15 protein-coding genes, 1 tRNA gene and 1 pseudogene are annotated in these 17,395 nt (G+C 43.0%); 5 read left to right on the top strand and 12 right to left on the bottom strand.

Going from position 1 to position 17,395, the window contains the following annotated elements:
• Positions 1–10: 10 nt before the first annotated feature.
• Positions 11–1,197, bottom strand: a pseudogene (locus tag CDG76_RS39540) (ISAs1 family transposase).
• 243 nt (positions 1,198–1,440) lie between these two features.
• Positions 1,441–2,877, bottom strand: coding sequence for a phosphoglucomutase/phosphomannomutase family protein (locus CDG76_RS01130; protein ID WP_094347277.1), 1,437 nt, complete (start codon positions 2,875–2,877; stop codon positions 1,441–1,443).
• Between the two features lie 309 nt (positions 2,878–3,186).
• Between CDG76_RS01130 and CDG76_RS01135 the strand changes: the two genes are divergently transcribed.
• Complete coding sequence (locus CDG76_RS01135) at positions 3,187–4,359, top strand: DNA cytosine methyltransferase (RefSeq protein ID WP_094347278.1); 1,173 nt, start codon at positions 3,187–3,189, stop codon at positions 4,357–4,359.
• 34 nt (positions 4,360–4,393) lie between these two features.
• On the opposite strand, the gene CDG76_RS01140 is transcribed toward CDG76_RS01135, so the two are convergent.
• From CDG76_RS01140 to CDG76_RS01160, 5 genes are all read right to left on the bottom strand, one after another.
• The gene (locus CDG76_RS01140; RefSeq protein WP_094347279.1) at positions 4,394–5,131 is read right to left on the bottom strand and encodes a SinI family restriction endonuclease; all 738 of its coding nucleotides are present in this window, start codon (positions 5,129–5,131) and stop codon (positions 4,394–4,396) included.
• A 167-nt stretch (positions 5,132–5,298) separates the two neighbouring features.
• Complete coding sequence (locus tag CDG76_RS01145; RefSeq protein WP_094347280.1) at positions 5,299–5,778, bottom strand: plasmid segregation centromere-binding protein ParR; 480 nt, start codon at positions 5,776–5,778, stop codon at positions 5,299–5,301.
• Between the two features lie 5 nt (positions 5,779–5,783).
• Positions 5,784–6,938, bottom strand: coding sequence for a ParM/StbA family protein (locus CDG76_RS01150; RefSeq protein WP_094347281.1), 1,155 nt, complete (start codon positions 6,936–6,938; stop codon positions 5,784–5,786).
• Between the two features lie 240 nt (positions 6,939–7,178).
• Positions 7,179–7,802, bottom strand: a complete 624-nt coding sequence (locus CDG76_RS01155) for a DedA family protein (protein ID WP_094347282.1) — start codon at positions 7,800–7,802, stop codon at positions 7,179–7,181.
• A gap of 460 nt (positions 7,803–8,262) precedes the next feature.
• The gene (locus CDG76_RS01160; protein ID WP_094347283.1) at positions 8,263–9,345 is read right to left on the bottom strand and encodes a Gfo/Idh/MocA family protein; all 1,083 of its coding nucleotides are present in this window, start codon (positions 9,343–9,345) and stop codon (positions 8,263–8,265) included.
• 338 nt (positions 9,346–9,683) lie between these two features.
• On the opposite strand from CDG76_RS01160, the gene queC reads away from it, so the two are divergent.
• Positions 9,684–10,361: a 7-cyano-7-deazaguanine synthase QueC gene (gene queC, locus CDG76_RS01170; RefSeq protein WP_094347285.1), complete on the top strand. Its 678-nt coding sequence runs from the start codon at positions 9,684–9,686 to the stop codon at positions 10,359–10,361.
• 250 nt (positions 10,362–10,611) lie between these two features.
• Here the strand turns inward: queC and CDG76_RS01175 are convergent, their stop codons facing one another.
• Together CDG76_RS01175 and CDG76_RS01180 are read right to left on the bottom strand one after the other, a co-directional pair.
• Positions 10,612–12,006 (bottom strand): hemolysin family protein, encoded by a 1,395-nt coding sequence (locus CDG76_RS01175; RefSeq protein ID WP_190240722.1) that lies wholly within the window; start codon positions 12,004–12,006, stop codon positions 10,612–10,614.
• A gap of 101 nt (positions 12,007–12,107) precedes the next feature.
• Positions 12,108–12,809, bottom strand: a complete 702-nt coding sequence (locus tag CDG76_RS01180; RefSeq protein ID WP_094347286.1) for a hypothetical protein — start codon at positions 12,807–12,809, stop codon at positions 12,108–12,110.
• A 296-nt stretch (positions 12,810–13,105) separates the two neighbouring features.
• On the opposite strand from CDG76_RS01180, the gene CDG76_RS01185 reads away from it, so the two are divergent.
• Positions 13,106–13,178 (top strand) — tRNA-Ile (locus CDG76_RS01185).
• A gap of 137 nt (positions 13,179–13,315) precedes the next feature.
• Here the strand turns inward: CDG76_RS01185 and CDG76_RS01190 are convergent.
• The gene (locus CDG76_RS01190) at positions 13,316–13,747 is read right to left on the bottom strand and encodes a hypothetical protein (RefSeq protein ID WP_094347287.1); all 432 of its coding nucleotides are present in this window, start codon (positions 13,745–13,747) and stop codon (positions 13,316–13,318) included.
• 106 nt (positions 13,748–13,853) lie between these two features.
• Between CDG76_RS01190 and pyrE the strand changes: the two genes are divergently transcribed.
• Positions 13,854–14,477, top strand: a complete 624-nt coding sequence (pyrE, locus tag CDG76_RS01195; RefSeq protein ID WP_094347288.1) for an orotate phosphoribosyltransferase — start codon at positions 13,854–13,856, stop codon at positions 14,475–14,477.
• A 16-nt stretch (positions 14,478–14,493) separates the two neighbouring features.
• Positions 14,494–14,823: a hypothetical protein gene (locus CDG76_RS01200; protein WP_094347289.1), complete on the top strand. Its 330-nt coding sequence runs from the start codon at positions 14,494–14,496 to the stop codon at positions 14,821–14,823.
• A gap of 340 nt (positions 14,824–15,163) precedes the next feature.
• Here the strand turns inward: CDG76_RS01200 and CDG76_RS01205 are convergent, their stop codons facing one another.
• Positions 15,164–16,702: an ATP-binding protein gene (locus tag CDG76_RS01205; RefSeq protein ID WP_094347290.1), complete on the bottom strand. Its 1,539-nt coding sequence runs from the start codon at positions 16,700–16,702 to the stop codon at positions 15,164–15,166.
• Positions 16,699–17,382 carry a response regulator transcription factor gene (locus CDG76_RS01210; protein WP_094347291.1) on the bottom strand — a complete coding sequence of 228 codons (684 nt, stop codon included), beginning with the start codon at positions 17,380–17,382 and terminating at the stop codon, positions 16,699–16,701. Before CDG76_RS01210 ends, CDG76_RS01205 begins: the two co-directional genes overlap by 4 nt.
• Between the last annotated feature and the right edge of the window lie 13 nt (positions 17,383–17,395).

Below are 17,395 nucleotides of genomic sequence, written 5' to 3' on the forward strand. Positions count from 1 at the left end.
GCAGGGTGGATTAATTGTGGAGAGAGAAAAAGTTTTCTGACTCGACCGTTGGACTCATAGGTATTCTGGAAGAGAAGTCAAAGTGCTCAAATAGCGCATCAAAAATCATTTGAAGTTGGTTAGCCATCAGCCTTAACGCTTCAGGAAGAGTCCGACAATGTAACTGACGAGCGAGGGAAACTAAAAACTGTCTGACCATCGCCCAATTAGCTGGTGAAAAACCGCCAGTATGAATACAGTTATCTTCATTTAAAGTTACATCCTTGACCCAATGAAGTTGATTTTCGATTGACCAATGGCCACGAATAAGGAGAGCGAATTTTGAGGCTGAACAATTTAAGCTACTCAAATAAAAGTGTCGTTCATGATAATCAACAATCTGACGACGACTTTTCTTTCCTTGAGGTCGAGTTCCATGTCTGTTAACCTCAACTAAACTTTTAGCGGCAACCCAATCAGGTAATGACTCAGATGGAATTGGATAGACTTTGACTTGACGAGTGGTCTTTCGTCCATGCAAATTTTCATAATGGTGATTGGTATCGATAGCGATTGAGGATTCAGCTAGCTCAGTAGCTACTTTCAGCAGATTTGGCTGGTTTCCTTTAATAGTAATAATGTAGTCATTTTCTCCCTCAATAATTAACTCAACAGTTTTTTTTGGCAATGTAGCGCATCTGCTGTAATCACGACATGATACCCAGAAAGTGTTTTAATTAGCTCTTCTACCACACTAATCTCACTATGAGCGTGATTCTCCATAGCTTGATGTCTGACTACCCATCCTTGCTGATGACTATAAACTGAAACGATACTCACAAAGTTTTGATAAGATTTATTTCCCCCTGTGACAGTACTTTTAATACATTTACCATCGATGGCAAATAATTCTTTGTGATTAATTGGCAAACTATTTTCTGCCCAGACGTTAAACAGTTCAGCTAATATCTGAAAATCAATAGACATCATGATATTTCTAAATGTTGATGCTGACGGAAATTGAATATCTGGAGATAAATCTAATAATTTGATTAGGGATAATCGATGATTTTTAGTGAACTCAGCTAAAGGTTTATATCCCCAATATCCTGTGCAACTACCTAACAAAACTATAGTTAGTATTATCCAAAGTCTATGTCTAATCCCTCTGGCATGTCGATAATCGGGAACCCCTTGAATTGCTTCGATTAAATTCATTCCCAACTTTCCTCTGGTTTTGGTCTTTTTCTCAAGGAATCATTCTTCCATGTTATATTTTCTCTCTCGACAATTAATCCACCCTGCTCCCCGNCTGCGGGGAGGGGAGACAAAGCGTAGCTTTGGCGGGGTGGGGTTCTTCGGGTTTAATAAGCAATCAAGCGGACATGATATCATTAGTCATTAAGTCATTGGTCATTGATCATTTACCAAGGACAAAAGACAAATGACTAATAATTAATTTTACTCCGCCCACTGTTTCGCCCAAGCAAGAGTTTGATGCACTTGCTCAATTGTCGGGGCTTCGCAGTAGAGGCGTAAAACTGGCTCAGTCCCGCTAAAGCGAATCATTAACCAGCTTTTATCAGCAAGGCGATATTTGTAACCGTCAATTGTTTGACAATCAATCACTGCTTTACCTGCAATTTCTGTTAAGGGTTGGGTTTGCAGTTGTTGCAAAAGACGCGATCGCACTTGCATATTTGCTAGGGGTAAATCAATGCGATCGTAAGCTGAGGTGAACCCTGTTTTTTTCTGTAAGTAGCGATAATACTCACCTAAATCCAAACCAGATTCTACGATCGCCTCTAACACGTACAAGGCTGACAACAGCGCATCACGTTCGGGAATATGGCTACCATACCCAATTCCGCCCGACTCTTCACCACCCAGCAATACTTTTGCTACTAACATTCTGTCAGCAATATATTTATAACCAACTGCTGTCTCAAAGACTGAGAGGTTATGTAGTGCTGCCACAAGGGGCATCAAGTCGGAACCACTAACAGTTTTGACTATTTCTCCAGTAAAACCGCGCCGCAGGGTTAAATGGTCGATTAATATCGGGATTAATACTTGGGAACTTAGGAAGTTTGCTTCTCCATCCACTGCTGCAATGCGATCGCAGTCTCCATCAAATACCAACCCCACTGTTAAACCTGATTTATCGGTTTCTCTGTGAGTCTTGATGACTTCAAATAGCTTTGAAAGGTATTTTGGTAAGGGTTCCGGCGCACCGCCACCAAATAGGGGATCGCGTTCTGAGTTGATTTCTTTGACTTGATTGCCTAGTAGTCTTGCCAATCCAGTAGCAGCAGCGCCATGCATGACATCGGCAAATAACGTCAATTTACCAGATGCGATCGCTTCTCTAAGTTTGGCGATATCAACTTTACGTTCTAGTGCTTGGGTATAACTAGGCCAAGGATCGAATTTTTCTTGCTTACCTGGGGTAGCTGCTAGTGGTACTCCCACCGACAACTGATCTTCTATATCTTTTGTGACTTCTGGCGGTACCGATCCACCAAAATAACCCTTGACTTTTAAACCCAAATATTTACCAGGATTATGACTGGCTGTAATTACCAGCGCCCCTAAAGCATTGAGTTCTTTTGCCGCCCAACTATAAGCTGGGGTTGGGGCATAGCTCTCGCTCAGTAGCACATCAAATCCCACAGCACTGACAGTATCGGCAACAGCACGAGCAAAGTCTTCAGCCATGAATCGGCGATCGTAACCGACAATTATTGTCCGGCTACCAACCGTAGAAAAATACGTATCATATAATACTTTTGCGGCAACTGGTGCGACCAGGGCTAGGCGTTCAAAGGTGAACTCATCACCAATAATGCCCCGCCAGCCGTCTGTACCAAACTTGATTGAGTTAGCTACAACTGGCATCTAGGTATCCTAACTGTCTACTTGAGGATTCTAGCATTTATACAGTGTGCAGAGTAAAAAAAGAATCTAGTAAAAATATGTACTAATAATATTCAACATAAAGGCGAGCAAATTTGTGCATTGTACAAATACCATGTCTAACGATAAGCCCGTCTACGCCTGCCACATTTAAAAGAGAATAGCGCCTTTGTAGCATACTGTTTCAAAAGGCTTACACTATTAGAATTGCAGGTATTTATCGTTAGCATGAAGCAGACTTGAGGGTTCCAGTAAATCGTATATTTGATTAAGGCTGTAAGGATAAAAGCAGTGATAGACAATCGGGCAATATCAATCAGTTTATTTACAGGAGCAGGTGGACTAGATATTGGGATAGAACAGGCAGGTTTTCGGGTAGTAAGTGTTGTTGAGAAAGATCCTGATGCTGCGAAGACTATAGCTTTCAACCGACCTCACCTAAATAGTGCCGTAGCAAGAGATATACAGAAAATCACTGCTCAAAATCTTTTGGAGGAAGGGGGATATGTTATTAACCTTGGTAGACCTCTACGTATTGGAGAAGTAGATTTAGTAACTGGTGGCCCCCCTTGTCAACCCTTCAGTACAGCAGGAAAACGTGGTTCAGTTATGGACCCTCGTGGCAGCTTGTTTATGGACTTTATACGTATTGTTGAACAATTGCAGCCACGCTTTTTTGTCATGGAGAATGTTAAAGGTTTACTCTCGGCTCCTATTCGTCATAGACCTCATCTGGAACGAGGAACGGGTTATGCTCCTCTGGAACTAGATGAAATGCAAGGGAGCGCTCTTGAGATTGTTCTAGAAGAAATGAAGCGCCTTGGTTATCAAGTTATTTATAAAGTAATGGAAGCAGCAGATTACGGTGTTCCGCAAAACAGAGCGCGAGTAATCTTTATTGGCTCAAGAGATGGTGAATCAGCTACATTTCCTTTGCCTACTCATAGTAAAGATGGCTCTTTATTACCTCAATGGCGCACTCTTAAAGATGCTCTGCTCAACTTAGAAGATCCACAACCAGAGTATACTTCCTACTCAAAAAACCGTCTTCAATATTTAAAGCTTTTAAAAAGTGGTCAAAACTGGAGAGATTTACCTAACGACTTGATAAAAGAAGCAATGGGAGGCGCTTACAAATCTGGAGGTGGTAAAGTAGGGTTTTACAGAAGGTTATGTTGGGATAAGCCCTCTCCTACTGTTACTACAAGTCCTTACCAAAAGGCTACAGATATGTGTCATCCAGAGGAACTTCGTCCTCTAAGTGTTCGAGAGTGTGCCAGGATTCAAACCTTTCCCGACTCATGGATTTTCTATGGTTCGACAGCCTCTAAATACAGACAGATAGGTAATGCCGTACCTGTACTCTTAGCTCAAGCTATTGGTGACTATTTACATAGTCTAATTAGACAGGAAAAACCTAAGGGGATACCAGTCTTTGAACAGCTTTCGCTATTTAATCACTAAATTCACAGCCTGGTGATTATTTTTAGGACTTCCATTACTGAATTTGTTGCCAATAGTTACTACTTTCTACATACAATGCTGCGGGATTTTCAGTGATAGTTTGTCTAACAAAGACGGCAAAGTCTTCTTCAGAAAGATCAGAACATCCTATTAATTGATTCAGCTTTTTCCAGTAGTAAACTCCATTCTTAGCATTGACTCTATGCCATTTCCGAATGATAGTTTCTTTACGGACACTACTGCTCGAACTATTTTCAGAATTACTACGATTTTTAACTTGTAATAGTTCACCTTTATTGGTACAAAAATCAACCTTGTTTATAGTCTCTCCCCAAGCACAGTACCAACCATAAAATGACAATTTTTCGGCAAGATATTCTTCTAAAAGAAGGCCTAAGATGTTTTCTGCCGACATGGAAAGACGATGAGCATCCTTTATGTGATTAATGCCATCAGTGCTGAGAGTCGGTAAACGAACTGAAAGAATCGTGTCAATAATTTCGTCTGAAACAGTGCCTATCTTTTTACTAGTTCGCTTTGAAGGTCGATTATTATAACCGTCAAAATACTTATTTAACCACTTAGTAATGTAATGAGAGCGAGAATTGCATAGTCTTAAATATGGAAATAATTCAGGCGAATTACAACAGACGGATAAAACTGTTTTGACAGAATCATTCCAGAACATCCCAGCACTAAGTTTTGCGATATTTTCAGCTTCGGACACGATCAGATTGGCATCAAAATCCGGTATTTTTAGGTTATTGCTCACAGTTACTATTGGGTAAAATCTGCTGTTTCAGTTATGAGCGATCGCCCCATCTATACAAATCTCAATAATCCCAATATTTCCATATATAAACATTAATAATCCTTAATAGTATTAACTATTAAGGATTGTTAACATGAGCAAAAACTGCTCACAAACCTGATTGTTCCTTAAAAATCATCAAGAAACTGACTAAGGCGACTGATTACGGGGTCAACCTCTTGAGGAGGGGTAGCAACAGTATAAGAAGTATTATTTACTACTTCTAATTGAGTTGGAGACGGAATGAACGATCGATCGTTGACTATGAGCGCCAGTTGTGCGACTTGTTGAGAAAGTTGCAGTAGATGATGTTCCATCGCCTCCAAACGATTAGATCCCTTGGCAAAAAAACGTTCCTCAAGTCCAGCCACTTGACGTTGCAGTTCACCGATTTGTTGATCAATCGGTGTTGTTACTGCTGTTTGTGGAGCAGGTTGTACAGGTTCCGGTACACATAAAGATTGCCATAAGGCTTCTTTACAGAGGTCGCTGAAAGTCTTGTCTGGTTGTTTTTCCAAATAACTTTCTACTTGCGCTAACAAGCTTTCATCAGCAAGCTCTGGGTTGAACGTGACGGATTTAACTACCTTTTTTGACCATTGGAACATCAGCTTTATGCCCTAGCAGCGCGATTGGAGGATAATTGTGCCTCTCCATAAATATACTGCCCCAAAGCATTCGCCTGACGGGAAGGTGCTGCTAAATGAGCATTAATCTTTGCTTCTTTGAGCAGACGTTGAACGTCGTCCCAGAAGAACTCACCACCGCCGCCAGTAAGAATCACATCGGTGACGCGTTCTGGCAACCAGGCTAGCACACGGCTACAGATTTCGCGAGAAAACATCTCTGTAAGGTTAGGAAGAAAATCATCTAGGTTGGTGGGCTTGCTAGCGCCTTTAGGACGATAAAAGCGTTCACCTCTGGGTTTGTTAACAGCGGAAATCAGTGCTAGAGATTGACTATCTGCTCCCTCAATTTCGGCAGACACCAATTCATAAAACTTATTCATCCCGAAGTCTTCGCTCTTAGAAGCACCTCTGGCAAAACGGAAGTTATCTACCATCAAAAGATCCACAGTTTGATGTCCAATATCAACGATCGCCACCGAAATTTTTGTAAAATCGGGACTGCCAGGGTTTTTCTTGGGTTGAGCTTCAGACCACAGCAAGCTGCCGTAGCCTTCTGGCATTACCCATACCTTACTGACGTTCAGCGACACAGATTCGCCTCGGAAGTTCAACACGTGAGGGCCACCTACTTGGCTAATTAGCTGTGCTTTTTCTTTTTCAAATTGCTCTAAGGAAAGAAAAGGCAGACCAAGTACAACTGAGATATCGTCTCTGAGTTTGAAGTAGCCAGCACTTGCTAAAACTTTTACCAGTGCAGCTTCTACCTTAGATTGTCCGACTCCTAAATTCGCCCCAAAATCGGCTGCTAGTTGACCAACAGCATATCCATTTCCTTGATACTCCAGCCACAAATCCATTAAGGGGTCAGTAGCTCTGGCTTCAAAAACACCACCGCGTACTTGTTCTATTGACATCTGCTTGACGTTGGCAGGTACGAACACCACACTGCCTGGTTCACGACTTACACAAGTTTTTGTGGAAGTTCTGCCTAAATCAACACTGAGAATGGTTTTTCCCGGAACACCGCCTGTCTTGGGAGGATTATTATTAACAGCATTGATGGGAGTCGATGCCGACACCCTATTCATGGGTATAGCAGCAGCATTGATTGGGGTAGCGGCGGAAGGTTGGTCTGTCATGAAAGCTCCTAGTTCAAACTTAACTGTAAAAAGTTGTCATGCTCATCTTACAAAAATGCGAGCAACCAGAAATTCTAGGTTGCGTCAAGTGTAGCTAGAAATACGCCAAAAATTAATTCGGTCGATACCTCCGATAAGCTCATGCCTTCGCACATCTAGTATTATTTGGCATAGTGTAGGCGAATTTTGGCCAGATGTAACCCCTGTTTTCACTGCTTTCAAACCAAAAGCGTCCGTGTTTCATCTTCTAGTACGTCTTAACTGGCGCTTGAATATCCAGAAAACAAATGCTAGAACCAAACCGCCAAGTACGATTTTAGATACAGGAGCAAGGTACTTGTCCACAAGTTCATACTGACTACCCAATGCGTATCCTGAGTATGTTAGCAAACCCACCCAAGCCGCGCTACCTAATGTTGTGTAAAACAGAAATGGTAGCAAGGGCATATTGCTGATCCCTGCGGGAACAGAAATCAAGGTGCGGATTCCTGGCACAAGACGACCAATTAATACTGCTTTTCTACCTTGTCGGTCAAACCACTCTTTGGCCTTGGTAATATCTTTACTAGATATAGCCAGCCATTTGCCATACTTATCAGCCCAAGCTTTCAAACGGGTTTCGCCTAAAAACTTACCCGGATAATACCAAATAAGTGCGCCTAATACAGAACCCAAAAGTCCTGCGAAAAATACACCAATGATATTTAGCTTTGCCCCTCCTGGTTGATATGGACTTGCTGTAAATCCAGCAAGTGGCATAATCAATTCTGAAGGAATTGGGGGAAAAAGGTTCTCTAAAAACATTAGTAGGGCGATTCCCCAATAGCCAAAATAATTGATAGTATTAGTTATCCATTCAAGCATTGAGTCAATTCCTGAAATTGCTGGACTAGTCTTGTTGCTAAATTCAGCTTTAGCTTTTTTAAAGGGTAATTATCCCTGCTTGCTAGAGTAAAGGGAATTTGGCCGCACTAAAAATTGGCATCACAACTGAAAAATAGAGTCAGACAAGTGGAAGCTAGCTGTTTGTTTCATTAATGTTGAGAGTGATAAAAGTTCGTAAGTACCTCTAGCCATTAAGATTAAGCGATAAATCGCTCACTACAAACCTCACAAAATTAATGAAATTAACCACTAGGTTTTGCTTTCTAATTTTTTAGATCCCCCTTAGCCTGCTTTTTAAAGAGACTAGGAAGGATCTAAAGATTTGATGGCAAATTTAAAAACAGACTCTAGGTTTTCTACTGAAGTTGGGGATGTGGGGTAGCACGGGGAGAAGAGGGAGAAAATTTCACCTTCTTTATCCCCCTCATCCCCTCTTCTTCTAAGCTGTCGGGGTCAATGATTGTACCCTTGGTTCCGATTGCCAGTCTAAGGGATTCCAAACTCGATCTTCCAGCGCCATCTGCTCAATTAAACTTGCGAGTCTCAGGGCTTTGAGAGCTTGTTCACCACCTACTGAGGGTTGATTGCCACCGTGTACACAGTTGACAAAATGTTCTAATTCTGCACTTAGTGGTTGAATATTGCTGGTGTAGACTTTTTCAATTACACCATCTTGTCTGTAAAGTACTTGTCGGTGGTCGGTGAGAGAATTGGCAGCCGTTTGTCGGTGAATCAAAATTTCATTCTTGAGAAAATCTGCCTCAGTAAATGAATTTTTGCAATGGGCGACAATCCGGCGAATTTTGCGGTGAGTGACTTTACTAGCAGTCAGAGTAGCAACAATACCATTGGCAAATCCCAAGGTGGCGGTTACGTAATCTAAATAACCAGAGTCTAGGGAGCGAGTACCGCTAGCAGTCAATTTTGTGACTGGGGAAGCAGCTAATTCCAGAAGTAGGTCGATGTCATGGATCATTAAATCCAGCACAACTGAAACATCGTTTGCCCGATCTGAGTAAGGACTCATTCTGTGGGCTTCTAGCGCCAGTAATTCCTCTGTTTTTAGAACTTGGCTCAGTTCTTTAAAAGCTGGGTTAAAACGCTCAATATGACCTACTTGCAGGATACACCCAGACTCAGCTGCGGCATTTACTAAAGACTCTGCCTCAGAAATACTGGCTGCGATCGGTTTTTCAATCAAAACATGAATTCCCGCTAACAGACAGTTGATGCCCACGGCATAGTGCAGACGGGTGGGAACAGCTACACAAACTGCTTCCACAAGGGGTAGCAGATCGCAGTAATCTTCAAAAAAACGCACCTTGTACTTGCTGGCAGTTTCTAATCCTCGCTCGACGTTAATATCTGCCACTCCGACTAGTTCAACATCTTTCATTGAACTCAGCACGCGAGCGTGGTGTTGTCCCATGTTACCCACTCCAATCACGCCTATGCGGATTGGTCGTGGCTGGTTGCGCTGTGTATATGGATTCGGTTCTGCCACTGACATGCTATTTTGCACTATTATTCTCTCCTCAACCACCAAATTTAGAGACGCTACGGCCGTTGGCGTTTATACTCGAAAGCCGGTTACGATCCGTCTAAAACCATCCAGATGGTAACATAGAGCCTATGTTTATGAAGAATTTCAAAGTTTGCGATCGGTTCCCGTAATCCAAATATCTTTTGTATATATATTTCGAGTTTGCTTTGGATTTTGCACTTTCTACAAAAATATATGTATTTTTATTAACTTTAAAGTTTTCAGTAAAACCTAAGTATAAATTTTCCTTGGCATTGCTTTCTGGCATCTTGTTAAGGTTTGATGCAGTGATTTGAAATCCAAAATTTGCAATAGAGATGAAAGCTGTAATTCTGTTATCTGGGGGATTGGACTCTTCCACAATTCTGTACAAAGCTCAAGCTGATGGCTGTGAATGTCATGCTATTTCCTTTGATTACCAGCAGCGACATCGACGAGAGTTACAGTCAGCGCTCAGTGTCGCTCAAAAAGCTGCGATCGCAAAACATCAGGTAGTTAACTTTGACTTACGACAATGGGGCGGTTCGGCCCTTACTGATAATGCCATTGATTTACCCCAGGAGCGATCGCTGGATGAAATGTCTCAAAATATTCCTGTCACTTATGTTCCGGCTCGTAATACCATCTTTTTAAGCTTTGCTCTTAGTTACGCCGAAGCGATCGCAGCAGAGCGTGTCTATATCGGCGTTAATGCCCTAGATTACTCAGGATATCCTGATTGTCGCCCCGACTATATCCAAGCAATGCAGGAAGTTTTTCGCTTGGGAACCAAACAAGGGCGTGAGGGACAACCAATTAAGATTGTTGCACCCCTAATCAACCTGAAAAAAACCGAAATCATCCAACTGGGGAACCAATTGGGAGTTCCTTGGGAACTAACTTGGTCTTGCTATGCAGGTGGAGATGTCGCCTGTGGTGTGTGTGATTCTTGTCGCTTACGGCTAGCAGCTTTTGCCGAATTGGGACTTGTCGATCCATTGGCCTATGCTTCTTGAATGAGGAGTTAGGAGTGAGGAGTTAAACCCGGATTTCTCACACATAGTGTAGGCTTCAGAGGAAGAGGAGTGTGGGGAGTGTGGGAGGTGTGGGAGGTGTGGGAGGTGTGGGAGGTGNCTGGTAAACTGGGGCCTTCTATATAAGCTCTTGTCCCACACCTCCCACACCTCCCACACCTCCCACACCTCCCACACCCCTTGGATTTCTCACAAGTAAGAAATCCAGGTTAAAATCCATAACTCTTAACTCTTAACTCTCAACTCCTAACTCCTCTAACCGTCGCAGTTGAATTTGATGCAGGCGTGGACCAACAATCGATACCACGGTGAATTCGAGATTTTGATAACAAAAGATTTCGCCAATGGCCGGAATTTTCTGTAACTCATACAGCAAAAAGCCCCCTAGTGTTTGATATTCTCTGGTCAGGGGCAAATTGAGATGCAAAATCTCGTTGAGGTCTTCAAGGTTGATTTGTGCTTGCACCAAAAATTTCTGCTCATCTAACATCTGAATCAGTAAGTCTTCACTGCTTTCAGATTCGCTGGGGCCGCCAATAATTTCGGCAATGACATCTTTGATTGTCACTAGTCCCACAGTACCGCCAAATTCATTCACTACCATGACCATAGCGGGTTTCTCTTGCTGCATCATGGGCAAAAGTTCACTCAAGGCCGTATGTTCTGGAACAAACCGGGCGGGACGCATCCAAGGCTGGATCTGTGTCTCTAAACTGAGGTTTCCGACTGCCAAAGGTTGTGCCAAATCTTTAAAATAAACAATACCGCGAACATCGTCTAAAGATTCACCAATCACGGGATAGCGAGAGTAACCAGTAGAAGCCATTTCCCTGAGTAATGTCTGGAAGCTAGCATCTTTTGGCAGTGTGATAATACTGGTGCGCGGGATCATCACATCTTGCGCCATGACATCTCCAAACTCGAAGACATTATTGAGCAATTCTCGCTCTGCACGCTGTAAACCAGTAGACCCCCATTCTGTAGAGATGATCAGTTGCAATTCTTCGGGAGTTACAGGCGGACGCCAGCCTTGACCTGTGTATTGGATGCCAAAAATTCGTAATAAAAAACGAGTTGATTGGTTAAGAATCCAGATGAAGGGGCCAAAAAAACGCACGATCGCTTTTACCGGAGGCCCCAAAAACCTCGCTAGCTGTTCTGAGTACAGCATGGCTAAGGATTTGGGGCATAATTCTCCGATCACAATTTGCAAATAGGCAATCAAGAAAAAGGCGATAGGAATTGATAGGGAATGGGCGAGGAAGGTAGTCATCCCACTGGGTAAAGGCCAGGATCTTAACCAGGCATTCACTAGCACAACAATCGTACTTTCGCCAATCCATCCCAGTGCCAAACTAGAGAGGGTAATGCCTAACTGGGTGGTAGATAGCAGTCTGTCAATACTGCGTTGTAACATTTCTACAGCGATCGCTGGAATATCCCCAGCCTTAACTAGCTGGTGAATACGCGATCGCCGCACACTCACCATCGAAAATTCCGCCGTCACAAAAAAGGCATTTATGGCAATCAGTAGTAGCACTGATAACAACCGCAGCGCCACTTCTATCAAACTCAAATTAGGAAAACCACTCACCACCAAAGCTCGTGTAAAACTCACGCCCTCCATTTAAGGGGATTGGGGATTGGGTATCAGGGATTGGGTATTGGGAAGAATTCAGTCCCTAGTCCCCAGTCCCCAGTCCCCAGTCCCCAGCCCCCGATACCCAACTACCTTTCTACAGGAATATTCAATGCCTCTAGCTTCAATTGTTGAGCGGGATAATCAGTGAGAGCAAGTGATATTTTCTTGACATCATCAAGTAAAGCTGTAGGAATGCTCACTGTACCTGAAAATGCTGGCCCATTTACAGGCAATTCTGTTGGTAAACCCTCTGTACTTGCACTCAGGGTTCGTCCTTTGTCATCGGTAACATCTAAAAAACTATACAGGAAGCGCACAGAATCCTTACCTTTGTTCTGCATTTTCACTTTCAGTAGTAAATCACCACCAGAGTAGCGAGCAGATTGCACAGTCATTGTTACACCCTGGCTTTGGGCAGTAACTGGAAAACCTGGTAGGGGCTTTTCTTCAACTACTTCTGGGGGTTTTTCCTCTGGCTTCTGCTTGCTGCTATTGGTTTCTTCATCATCTTCTTCTGGCTTTTCCGATTTAGCGGCTTTGGTCTTACCCTCAATTCGCGCCTTGACAATTTTCAGAATTTCTTCCTCTTTTAATAGCACTAGCCCTCCCTGTTGGGAGTTATTTGCCTTATTGCTGGCAAATTTGGTTGTAGGACGCCCATCTGGTGTAGTCACGCCTTTAAGTGCTGAACTCCCCAGTTCAAAGCCCAAAAACGCGCTCACAGAACCTGCTCCCATCATCATAATTAACAAAATCAAAGTAAGAAGTACAGTAGAATTTATTTTCATCGCTGACAAGCTATCACAATAGAATGCTGGTCTATTTAAGAATAGTGAAGCTTTTGACCTCAATCCTTAAAGGAACTTAATCAATATTAGTTTGTACTATATCTATGATCAAATTATGTAGTATAAAAATCTAATAAACTATTGTCCAGTATTCACACGTGTTAAATTTGTGCTATATTCATGGAATTGGCTAAACTCAGTGCGTGAGGTATTTTTCTCACCCTAAAATTAGCAAATAAGGTTGACCTAAGAGCTGAAGTAATTTTCTCGTAGCAACCCACAACCGAAAAAAACAAGCGCCTTTGGCCGATTGGGGAGGCAACGAACTCATAATTCGTCTTCAGGCTGGTTCGATTCCAGCAGGGCGCACTGAATCATCAAAAAGTAGTAATAGAGGGCATTGGGCATTGGGTATGGGGCATAGGGCATGGGCATTTATACTGAACATTGCTGAAGTGTTGGTTAGTAATCATTCTCCCTTGCTTCCCACTCCCCAATCCCCAATCTTACCGAGATGGTAATGTTTCAAACCTGAATTCTGTTCCTACTTTGAGTTTGTTGCTATAGCGAGGAGACACAAGCAGCGATGTGTCATAAGGATTTGGTAAATCAGGAGTACGAATATAAGGATCGTTGCCAACTTGCTGAGTCAGGGCATCATGATATAAAGTATTAACCAAATTAGCGTCGCGGGCAATTTCATTTTCTGGGAAGGAACCACCGAAACTAGAACCAGATCCAAAAAATGAGTCTAGCTGACGCTTGAGGCCGCCATTTTCGTAGAAATTGCCATCGTGACGAAAATAAGCTCGTTCAAATACATCATTCATAGTTTCAGAATTGGGTGTTGCCGTTTGGGCAGATGCAATAGAGGGAAAAGCAATACCAGCAGCAAGCAGCACCAATAAACCACCAAAGGTTTTAAATTTTATACACACGTTTCTGACTCCTCAACTTTTGCTTTGGGCGAATCTTAATTTATGCTGAAGTTCAGAACTCTGATGAGTTCAACCTTTGGTGTAGCACAACTTTTAATGTTTTGTAATGACGTATCCTACTGAAACTCTTACCCACTCAGATATTTGGGCAACCACTTCTGATTTGACCACTTTACGACACAAGCTACTAGATTTATTTTGCCAACTCGCTTATCAAGAGGGTGATTTTCTCCTATCTTCTGGGCTGCGTAGTTCTTATTACGTCAATAAGACACAGGTAACACTCCATCCTCAAGGCGCTTTAGCAGTCGGACGATTACTATTTCCTTTATTACCTGTAGATACACAGGCTGTAGGTGGTTTAACAATGGGAGCCGATCCAATTGTGACAGCAGTGAGTATAGTTTCTGTTTATGAAAACCGCCCAATACCAGCGCTGATTATTCGCAAGGAAGCCAAGGGTTATGGGACAAGAGCTTATATAGAAGGCCCCAGTTTACCAGAGGGCGCAAAAGTAGTAGTTTTGGAAGATGTAGTCACAACTGGGCAATCTGCTCTAAAAGCGGTTGAGCGTCTTAAAGATGCAGGTTATACCGTAAATCAAGTAATTTCACTGGTAGATCGACAACAAGGGGGAGGTGAGTTGTACCAGTCAGCGGGGTTGAAGTTTGAAACTTTGTTTTCGATTCAGGAAGTTCAAGAACGCTACCGACAACTTGCAAATTCATGAACAAAAGGAGATAAATATGCAAGCAACAGTATCTACAGAACTAACACAAGAAAAAGTCGATAAAGCTGTGAATGCAATTCTTGAAGTACTAGGAAAGCCAGAAAATGATTTACATTACAAAGCGTTAACAGCTTTTCAGAGTGGCGATTATCAAACTGTAAAGAGACTGGCATCTACCAACTTGACTGATGATTACTGCAAAGCTTTGGGATATCTGGGAGGAGCGCTGAAGCTGACTCCAAACACGGATACTATTTTGGCGGAATCGGCTCGTAGTGCAGCTGAATTTGTCAAAGAAAAAGCATTGCAGCACCTTGGTATTAAGATCGCTGATGCTTTGAATTAACCAATGCAATAAGCTTGCGCAATCGCTTTAAATAAATTAAAAAACCCTCCTGAAAAACTTTTCAAGAGGGTTTGTATAGTAATTATACCAATTCAATTAATGATTGCAACACATCCTTGGGTAAAGACGCGATGAATCGCGTCTCTACAAATGGTCTATTTGTCGCATTATTTTTTTAAATTGGTATTACTTTTTCCGGCTTACTGTAGTAACAAAAGCTGTTTACGGACGCGATCGCTTCCGTTATGGATGGAAGAAACAAGTCTAATCCTCTTCCCTTCTGCCTGGTTGTTGAGCGTAGTCGAAACACTGCCTCCTGCCTTGTTTCTTAGGAGAGGGATTACTTCATCGGTAAGGTGAGGGTGAATGCTGTTTGACCAGAAGGTGTTAAATCAAGAGTAAGGTCGCCACGATGTGCCCTGGCAATTTCCCGTGCTAGGCTCAGTCCTAGTCCGATTCCTTCTACCTTGCGGTTACGTGAGGGATCGCCGCGATAAAATCGGTCAAAAATACGTTCGCGTTCACGTTCACGTGCGCCGTAGGCATCGCTTAAGGGAATATCTTTTGATGCATTGACAATGGTGACGTGAAGAGTTATTGGAGTTTGATGAGCGCGAATTTGTATCCAGCCGTTGGCGAGATTGTATTTAATTGCATTACTAAATAGATTTTGCAAAACTTGAATTAAAAGATCGCGATCGCCTTTTACTCGCAACCCATCAGTAAAGTCAGTTTCCACAGTCAAATGGGGAGCTAGCATTTCCACATCTTCTAGCATCTCCATCAGCAACTCAGACATATCCACTTCAACCAGATACAAGCTCATTTTTCCGGCATCTGCCAGAGATAGCAACAAGAGTTTTCGCATAATTCCACTCAGGCGGCGCACTTCATCTAACAAATTGCTTAAGCGCTGTTGTACTTCACTACCGGGATCGACCTGTTGGAGTGTTCGTTCTAGTTCGCCTTGCAAAATAGTCAGTGGGGTTTTTAGTTCATGAGCCGCGTCACCACTAAAGCGGGAAGCTTGGGTAAAACTACGTTCCAAGCGTGACAACATTAGGTTAAACACCTGAATCAGTTCGACAAATTCAACATCAGTTGTCCCAATGGGAATCCGCTGATCTAGCCCTTTGACAGTTACCTGTTGAATTACGCCCGTTAATTGCCGGATGGGACGTAAAGCACCACCAGAAACTAACCATGCTCCCACCGCAACCAACAGCAGCGCTCCCGGAATTGAAACCAGGAAGATATTGCGAATGGTAGCCATTTCTTGATCTACGGCTTGTAAGCTAATGGCAATGGCAATCTGAGCATTGGGAAATTTAACTGCCCCAATCCGCCAGACTGCTGTTGTTGTCCGCTCTGTGACAAATTGAGGTGGGCGTGGACGAATCAGTGGTGGTCGCTCGAAGGATGGATTTGTATTAGAGGGTAAAGGTGGTGGTTCTCTCTTCGGGGGCGGTAGTAGAGGTGTCAATTGCAGACGCTTCAGCAACAGACGATTCACCTCAACATCGGCAGGTAGGGAGTTGGATTGATAAAGTATATTGTTATTTGTGTCCAGCACCACCAGGGCGACAGGGGTTTTTGTATTGGTTCCGAAGGAATAAGATAATGAATCTTCGTAAAACTGCCATCGGGAGCGATCGCGTGAGTTTTCTCTTCTGGGAAAGACTGCGCCAGCGGGAGGTTCCTCTCGTGGAGGGAAGTTCGGAGTTGCCCGCATCAAGTGATTTAATAATTCTGCATCCAGGCGGCTAATCTTAGCATTGTAAATCTGAAACCAGGAAACCGCGCCAAATCCGACTAATGTGCTGCCCGCTAGAGCCGCAGACAACAGAGCAATGCGGAGTCGAAACGAAGGGAGTTTCATGATGAAGAATCTGGCTTGCGAAATCGATATCCAACCCCTCGAATGCTTTCAATCCAGACTACTTCATCAAGAGGGTCAATTTTTTTACGAATTCGCTGGATACAAACATCCACAACGTTGGTGTTGGGGTTAAAGTCGTAGCCCCAAACGTGTTCCAAAATTTGGGTACGAGTGAAAACCCGTCCGGGAGAACGCATGAGATATTCTAGAAGATTAAACTCGCGGCTGGTGAGTTCTATGGCCTGGTGATTGCAAGTTACTTCCCTAGTGATGCGATCGAGTTTGATCGGCCCAACGCAAACTAGATTTTGGCGGTCGCTTACACTTCGGCGCACAACGGCATGAATTCTAGCCGCTAACTCTTCCACAAAAAACGGTTTAGCGATATAGTCATCCGCTCCCAAATTTAGCCCTTGCAAGCGATCGTCTAGTTCATTCCGAGCCGTCAGCAAAATCACCGGAGCGTTCCGACCTTGCCGCCGTAATAGTTTTAGAATCGATAGTCCATCTTTTCCCGGCATCATAATGTCGAGTACGATCGCATCATATTCGTTGTCTAATGCCCGCAGATATCCATCATCACCGTTATCGCAGTAGTCTACAACAAATCCCTGCTCCTTTAATCCAGCCCGGACAAAGTTAGCAATTTTCGCTTCATCTTCAACAAACAGAACGTTCACAAGTTTTATTAAT

Source organism: Nostoc sp. 'Peltigera membranacea cyanobiont' 210A, assembly GCF_002246015.1.
GTDB lineage: Bacteria > Cyanobacteriota > Cyanobacteriia > Cyanobacteriales > Nostocaceae > Nostoc.

What these genes read in the sequence shown, in the direction of transcription:
- CDG76_RS01180 (WP_094347286.1), bottom strand. Translation starts at nt 12,809, where the DNA reads ATGAAAATAAATTCTACTGTACTTCTTACTTTGATTTTGTTAATTATG.
- CDG76_RS01155 (WP_094347282.1), bottom strand. Translation starts at nt 7,802, where the DNA reads ATGCTTGAATGGATAACTAATACTATCAATTATTTTGGCTATTGGGGA.
- CDG76_RS01150 (WP_094347281.1), bottom strand. Translation starts at nt 6,938, where the DNA reads ATGACAGACCAACCTTCCGCCGCTACCCCAATCAATGCTGCTGCTATA.
- CDG76_RS01205 (WP_094347290.1), bottom strand. Translation starts at nt 16,702, where the DNA reads ATGAAACTCCCTTCGTTTCGACTCCGCATTGCTCTGTTGTCTGCGGCT.
- queC (WP_094347285.1), top strand. Translation starts at nt 9,684, where the DNA reads ATGAAAGCTGTAATTCTGTTATCTGGGGGATTGGACTCTTCCACAATT.
- CDG76_RS01200 (WP_094347289.1), top strand. Translation starts at nt 14,494, where the DNA reads ATGCAAGCAACAGTATCTACAGAACTAACACAAGAAAAAGTCGATAAA.
- CDG76_RS01130 (WP_094347277.1), bottom strand. Translation starts at nt 2,877, where the DNA reads ATGCCAGTTGTAGCTAACTCAATCAAGTTTGGTACAGACGGCTGGCGG.
- CDG76_RS01145 (WP_094347280.1), bottom strand. Translation starts at nt 5,778, where the DNA reads ATGTTCCAATGGTCAAAAAAGGTAGTTAAATCCGTCACGTTCAACCCA.
- CDG76_RS01175 (WP_190240722.1), bottom strand. Translation starts at nt 12,006, where the DNA reads ATGGAGGGCGTGAGTTTTACACGAGCTTTGGTGGTGAGTGGTTTTCCT.
- pyrE (WP_094347288.1), top strand. Translation starts at nt 13,854, where the DNA reads ATGACGTATCCTACTGAAACTCTTACCCACTCAGATATTTGGGCAACC.